The organism is Nocardia sp. NPDC005998 (assembly GCF_040614395.1).
Lineage (GTDB): Bacteria > Actinomycetota > Actinomycetes > Mycobacteriales > Mycobacteriaceae > Nocardia.
Genome location: NZ_JBEXUI010000048.1, coordinates 56,206 through 62,290, shown reverse-complemented (window position 1 = coordinate 62,290; position 6,085 = coordinate 56,206). Strand labels below are relative to the sequence as shown.

General features: G+C 65.4%; 7 protein-coding genes. 2 read left to right on the top strand and 5 right to left on the bottom strand.

From position 1 onward, the window contains the following. Window positions 1-1,398: cbb3-type cytochrome c oxidase subunit I (locus ABZ293_RS37365; RefSeq protein ID WP_355188642.1), on the bottom strand; the 1,398-nt coding region annotated here is incomplete at its 3' end. Window positions 1,399-1,662: 264 nt separating this feature from the next. After that, window positions 1,663-2,949, bottom strand: coding sequence for a glycosyltransferase 87 family protein (locus tag ABZ293_RS37360; protein ID WP_355188640.1), 1,287 nt, complete (start codon window positions 2,947-2,949; stop codon window positions 1,663-1,665). Window positions 2,950-3,061: 112 nt separating this feature from the next. Between ABZ293_RS37360 and ABZ293_RS37355 the strand changes: the two genes are divergently transcribed. Further along, entirely contained in the window at window positions 3,062-3,691 is a 630-nt protein-coding gene (locus ABZ293_RS37355) for a TetR/AcrR family transcriptional regulator (RefSeq protein WP_355188638.1), read from the top strand. Between the two features lies 1 nt (window position 3,692). On the opposite strand, the gene ABZ293_RS37350 is transcribed toward ABZ293_RS37355, so the two are convergent. Next, window positions 3,693-4,841 carry an alpha-hydroxy-acid oxidizing protein gene (locus ABZ293_RS37350; RefSeq protein ID WP_355188636.1) on the bottom strand — a complete coding sequence of 383 codons (1,149 nt, stop codon included), beginning with the start codon at window positions 4,839-4,841 and terminating at the stop codon, window positions 3,693-3,695. A gap of 327 nt (window positions 4,842-5,168) precedes the next feature. Here ABZ293_RS37350 and ABZ293_RS37345 point away from each other — a divergent pair, with 327 nt between their 5' ends. Beyond that, window positions 5,169-5,309 (top strand): hypothetical protein, encoded by a 141-nt coding sequence (locus tag ABZ293_RS37345; RefSeq protein WP_355188634.1) that lies wholly within the window; start codon window positions 5,169-5,171, stop codon window positions 5,307-5,309. Between the two features lie 88 nt (window positions 5,310-5,397). Here the strand turns inward: ABZ293_RS37345 and ABZ293_RS37340 are convergent, their stop codons facing one another. Together ABZ293_RS37340 and ABZ293_RS37335 are read right to left on the bottom strand one after the other, a co-directional pair. Then, on the bottom strand, window positions 5,398-5,526 hold the full coding sequence (locus tag ABZ293_RS37340) for a hypothetical protein (RefSeq protein WP_355188632.1): 129 nt from the start codon (window positions 5,524-5,526) through the stop codon (window positions 5,398-5,400). A 128-nt stretch (window positions 5,527-5,654) separates the two neighbouring features. Further along, window positions 5,655-6,038 (bottom strand): hypothetical protein, encoded by a 384-nt coding sequence (locus ABZ293_RS37335; RefSeq protein ID WP_355188630.1) that lies wholly within the window; start codon window positions 6,036-6,038, stop codon window positions 5,655-5,657. Window positions 6,039-6,085: the final 47 nt, after the last annotated feature.

Genomic DNA, 6,085 nt, shown 5'->3' with positions numbered 1-6,085 from the left:
GGTGAATCCGTCGCTGGGCAGGTAGTCGGCATAGCGACGCGGCATGCCCTCCGCACCCAGCCAGTGCTGCACCAGGAAGGTGGTGTGGAAGCCGACGAGCGTGGTCCAGAAGTGCCATTTGCCGAGTCGTTCGTCGAGCAGCCTGCCGGTCATCTTGGGGAACCAGAAATAGATGCCAGCGAATGTCGCGAACACGATGGTGCCGAAGAGCACATAGTGGAAGTGCGCGACCACGAAATAGCTATCGGTGACATGGAAATCGAGCGGTGGGCTCGCCAGGATGACACCGGACAGACCGCCGAACAGGAAGGTCACCAGGAAGCCGACCGAGAACAACATGGGCGTTTCGAAGGTCAGCTGCCCGCGCCACATGGTGCCGATCCAGTTGAAGAACTTCACGCCGGTCGGGACCGCGATCAGGAAGGTCATGAACGAGAAGTACGGCAGCAGCACCGCGCCGGTGGCGTACATGTGGTGCGCCCACACCGCGATCGACAGCGCACCGATGGACAGCGTCGCGTACACCAGGGTGGTGTACCCGAACAGCGGCTTGCGGCTGAACACCGGGAAGATTTCGGTGACGATCCCGAAGAACGGCAGCGCGACGATGTACACCTCGGGATGTCCGAAGAACCAGAACAGGTGCTGCCACAACAGGATTCCGCCGGTGCCCGGATCGTAGATATGCCCGCCCAGATGCCGGTCGAAGGCCAGCGCCATCAGCGCCGCGGTCAGAATCGGGAAGGCGAGCAGGATCAGGATGCTGGTGACCAGGATGTTCCAGGTGAAGATCGGCATCCGGAACATGGTCATGCCCGGACACCGCAGGCAGATCACGGTGGTGATCATATTGACGCCACCGAGGATGGTTCCGACACCGGAGACCGCAAGGCCCATGATCCACAGATCCGCACCCGCGCCCGGCGCGTGCTCGATGGTGCTCAGCGGGACGTAGCCGGTCCAGCCGAAGTCGGCCGCGCCGCCGGGGGTGACGAAGCCCGCCGTGGCGATCGTCGCGCCGAATAGATACAGCCAGTAGCTGAGCGCGTTGAGCCGGGGGAAGGCCACATCCGGCGCCCCGATCTGCAGCGGTAGGACACAATTGGCGAAGCCGAACAGAATCGGCGTCGCGTAGAACAACAGCATGATCGTGCCGTGCATGGTGAACAACTGATTGAACTGTTCGGTCGACAGGAACTGCATGCCGGGGCGAGCCAGTTCACCGCGCATCAGCAGCGCGATGAGACCACCGATGAAGAAGTAGGTCATCGCGGTGGTCAGGTACATGACCCCGAGCACCTTCGGATCGGTGGTCGTGATCATTTTCCAGAGATAGGAGCCCTTGGGCCCGACCCGCCGCGGATAGGGCCGAACAACTTCCAACTGAGTTGTAGTCACGGCCGTCGCCACCTTCCGATCGCCGAGCAGCCTTGTCCGGATTATGCGCCTATCCGATCACCAACATGCCCGCTTTGACCCCATTGACGCCGTTGCGTCTGGGTCTACGGTAGGAGCCGCATCTGCGACGACGGTGCGATTGCGGTCGCCACGCGCGTCTTGGCGACTGCATGGCTACCAGCACATTCCGGCTGCGCTGGGCTCGGCTCGCGCGCGAGTTTCCGCGGACCCGGCGAGGAGTGCGGCACCGCACGCCGGGGCGGGTCAGCGGACCGTTGTGACGCGATCTTCGACCGGCTGGTCCACCGAGCGACGCAACTTCACCGCGGCCGCCGCGAACAGCGCGAGTGTCAGCCAGATGTAGCCGTTGTGGAAGAACACGGTGAGGTGGCTGCCCGGGGGATAGTCGAAGATGCTGACCACCGTGGGATCGAAGAGCGAGATCAAACCGCCCGATGCGGCTGCCAGCGCCACCAGAAATCCGAGCGGTGCGGCCACCCCGCCCCGGCGCAATGCCAGGTCGGCCAGGTACACCAGCAATGGTGCGAGCCAGACCCAGTGATGTACCCAGCTGTACGGGGACACCGCGGTGGTGGTGAGGCCGCACAGTACGACGGCGGGCAGTTCGTAGCCGGTCAGCGACAGCCGCCGCGCCAGCAGCAGGCAGCCTGCGGCGATGGCGAAAGCACTTGCCAGCCACAGCAATTGGTGCGTGCCCTCGACGCCGATGGTGCGGGCGAGCAGGCCGCGCAGCGATTCGTTGCGCGGGTTCTCCGGTACGCCGACGCGGGTGGGATCGGCAAAGGCGCCGCTCCAGAATGTCAGCGAATCCTTGGGCATGGCTGCGAGGCCGATGAGAACAGTCGCGACGCATGCGCCGATCGCGGTCACCGCGGCGCGGTACCTGCGGGTGATCAGTAGATAGAGCACGAAGAATGCGGGAGTCAGTTTGATTCCGGCCGCGATCCCGGTCAGCACGCCTTTCCAACGCGACGAATCGGGCAGCGCCATATCCGCGAGCACCAGCAACAGCAGGAAGATATTGATCTGCCCGAAGGCCATGGTTTCGCGCACCGGCTCGCACCACATCAACAATCCGGTGATCGGCAGACCCACCAGCACCAGCCGCCGGTCACGCCGGTAGCCGAGCATCGACAATGCGGCCCAGACCGATCCGGTCAGCATCGCGAAGTTCCCCAATGCGCCGATATAGGTGTACAGATCGCCATGCAGGTCGACCAGCGGTACGAACAGCAGTGCGGCGAACGGTGTGTAGACGAACTCCCAGACGCCGCGGGTGTTGCCTAGCAGTGGGGTGTCATAGACGGAAACGCCGTCGACCACTCGGTTCCCGGCGATCTGGTAGACGCTGAGGTCCATCAGATGCATCATCACCTGCGGCGTACCGAGAACCTGCACGAGATAGCAGATACCGGCTGCCGTGCCGAGCACCGAGATCGCCAGAAAGGCCGGGGTTGGGATGGTGCGGCGCTGCGGCGCGGTGGTTACCGCGGACGGCACCGCCGCAGTCTCGATCGTCGACAATGGCACGCTCATCTCCCAGCGATCGGGTCCGGATTCGCCGCCCCACGGTAGTGGCACTCGTCGTGAGCCGCACACCGCAGCCGGGCCCCGGCCGGCGCGGGACCGATATTGTCCTCGGGTGACTGCTGGCCCACCACCGCGGATGTACGACGGACGACCCGTCGCGGACCGGCGGGCGCAGCGGCGCGCGGAATTCCTGGCCGCCGGAGTGGCGGTATTCGGCGAGCACGGATATCAGGGCAGTTCGATCACCGCGCTGTGCCGAGCGGCCGGGTTGGCGCGCAGCCAGTTCTACGAGCACTTCGACAATCGCGAGGATCTGCTGATCGCGGTCTACGACATGATCCAGGTCGAAACCAGGCAGGCGGTCACCGCCGCGACGGCCGCGGCCGCACCGGATGATCCGGTCGGCCGGGCCCAGGCGGCGGTGCGGGCCTATGCGGAGTCGATCGGTCGCGACCCGCGCCGGGCCCGGATCGCACATATCGAGATCGTCGGCGTCAGCGAACGGGTCGAGCGGCGCAGGCTCGAGCAGCGCAAGCTGTGGATGGCACTCTTCGAAGACCAGATCCGGCGGGCGCTGGGACCGGACTTCGTACCGCCCGGTGGGTTCGATGCCGCCGTGACCGGATATCTCGGTGCGCTGCTCGCCCTGGTGCAGCAGTGGACTACCGGAGATCCGCGCACCGACCTGGCCGGGATCACCGAGGTACTGACCCGTTTCCTGGTCTGCCTGATGACGCCGTGATTCAGCGGCTCGGCCGAATATTCTCCCGGACCGCGGCGATATCCGGATACCCGTTGACCGCCATCAGCAGATCGGCCTCCGCCAGCAGCATCCGGAGCACATGCACCAGACCCGAAACCCCGCCCAGCGCAAGGCCGTACACGTACGGACGGCCGATGCCGACCATGGTCGCACCCAATCCGAGCGCCTTGATCACATCGGTGCCCGAGCGCACGCCGGAGTCGAACAGCACCGGTACCCGATCGTCACAGGCTTCGACCACCCCGGGCAGTGTGGCGAGCGCGCTGAGACCGCCATTGGCTTGGCGCCCACCGTGATTGGAGCAGTAGATGCCGTCGACGCCCGCATCGATCGCCCGGCGCGCGTCATCGGGATGGGAGATGCCCTTGAGAATGATCGGCAGTTCGGTCAGTGATCGAAGCCAGACCAGATCGTCCCAGCTGAGCGGGTTGCCGAAGGTCTGAACCCAGTGCAGCACCATGGACTGCGGATCATTCGAACCGACCATCTTCTGGAAGACCGGATCGGTGGTGTAGTTCTTCAAGACGTGCCCGCGCAGCTGCGGAAAGTTGCCGCTGGACAGATCGCGCGGACGCCAGCCCGGCACCCAGGTGTCCAAGGTGACGGTGATGCCGCGATATCCGGCCTGCTCGGCCCGGCTCACCAGACTCGCGGCGAGGTCGCGGTCCTTGGGCGTGTACAGCTGGAAGAAGCTCGGCGTGCTGCCCGCATGCCCGATGACCTCCTCCAGCGGATCCTCCATCAGCGTCGAGAAGAACGCGGGCACACCGGTTTTCGCGGCGGCCTCGGCGACCGCGATATCACCGTGCTTATCCCCGACCAACCCGATCACCCCGACCGGGGCCATGAAGATCGGACTCGGAAAGGTCAGCCCCCACGCGCTGACCGACAGGTCGCGCTGCGTCGCGCCGACGAGCATCCGCGGCACCACACCCCAGTCCGCGAACGCCTCGACATTGCGCCGCTGGGTCAGCTCGTCACCGGCACCGCCCGCGATATAGGAGTGCAGCGATGCGGGCAGCGCGGCGGCGGCCTTCGCCTCGAGCGTCGCGTAGTCCATCGGGAAATCCGGGGCGTGCCCGCCGAGTGCGGCGAAGTAGATCTCGTTCTGGTAATCGGCGAACGCCACTGTCCTGCCCTTCGGTAGGGGTCGATCGGAGGGGTGGTCTCCGGTTGCCCGAATATTAGACGCTAATGTCCATGATCGAGTCCGGACGAACCGCGAAACATTCGACCACGGCACAGCGAAGGAGTCTGTGCGATGTGCGTCACATGCCGGGGTGGTTCGTACCGGATGACCTGCGCATCGGGTCCGACGGCCGTACCTGCTGTAGCGCGAGCAACCGCTGTAGCGACGGGTAATCCGGAACAATTGACAGATTGCGAGAACCGCGCCGTGAATCTCGACTACCTGCCCAGATCAAGTGACCACGACCTGCTGCTCGCGGATCAGATCATGAGTAGTCCACTAAGCCGCCTCTTACATCTGGCGCTCGGCCTGTCCACGGAGTCCATGGACCTGCTCACGGCACTGACCGACCGACTACGGACCGCCGAGGGCGCGCTACCGGATCCCGCGACCTCCGGTGAGTTCTAGTCCTTCCGTACCTCCGGCACCGCCTCGACAATCGAATACGGCCCGGCCGTCGCCACCACCCGACGCAGCCGGAAGTCGCCGCGCGCGATCAGGTCGCGGTATTCGGCGGCACGTTCCCGGCGCCGATGGACAGCAGCACCTGCAGATCGAGCCAGAGGCTGAAGTGCGCCCGGTTGCCCGGCGGGCCGCGCAGGAGACGACTTATGCTGTCCTGCACCGGAATTCCTGCCAGACGGTGAACACCCTACTGGCCGCTGGCGACCGGATACGCAGGCGCCAACGTAGCCGATGCGGCGGTACTCGCCGTCGACGGTCTGTCGGACCGCAATTTCGTCCGCGCCACAGTCACTGGATAGGCCGTGCGCCAGCGCGCCAGAGCCAGCGCCAGCGCGGCAACTCCGCGATCACCGTGAGCACCGCGAGCACTTGGACGAGCACGGCGATCCAGGTCGGCAAGAGCACCCAGGTGCTCATGACGGCCGCGACCACCTGCAGCACGACCAGGGCGATCGTGACCCACCCCGGCACCGGGACCAGAATCTGGTTCTTGTCCCCCGGCGTGGCGAACACCGTGGGCAGACCGATCAGCACCACCACCGAGAGCACCGCGAGCAACGCCGAATGCCCGGCCAGCGCCCATGGTGTCGCGATCCAGGCGATGAGTTCGACCGCAAAGCGCAGGCCCGACGCGACTCTGCCCTGCCCGGTCCGATTCGGCGATTCCAACATGCATGCAGCGTGCCATGCGATGGATACGGACGCAGAGCGAAGCGAAG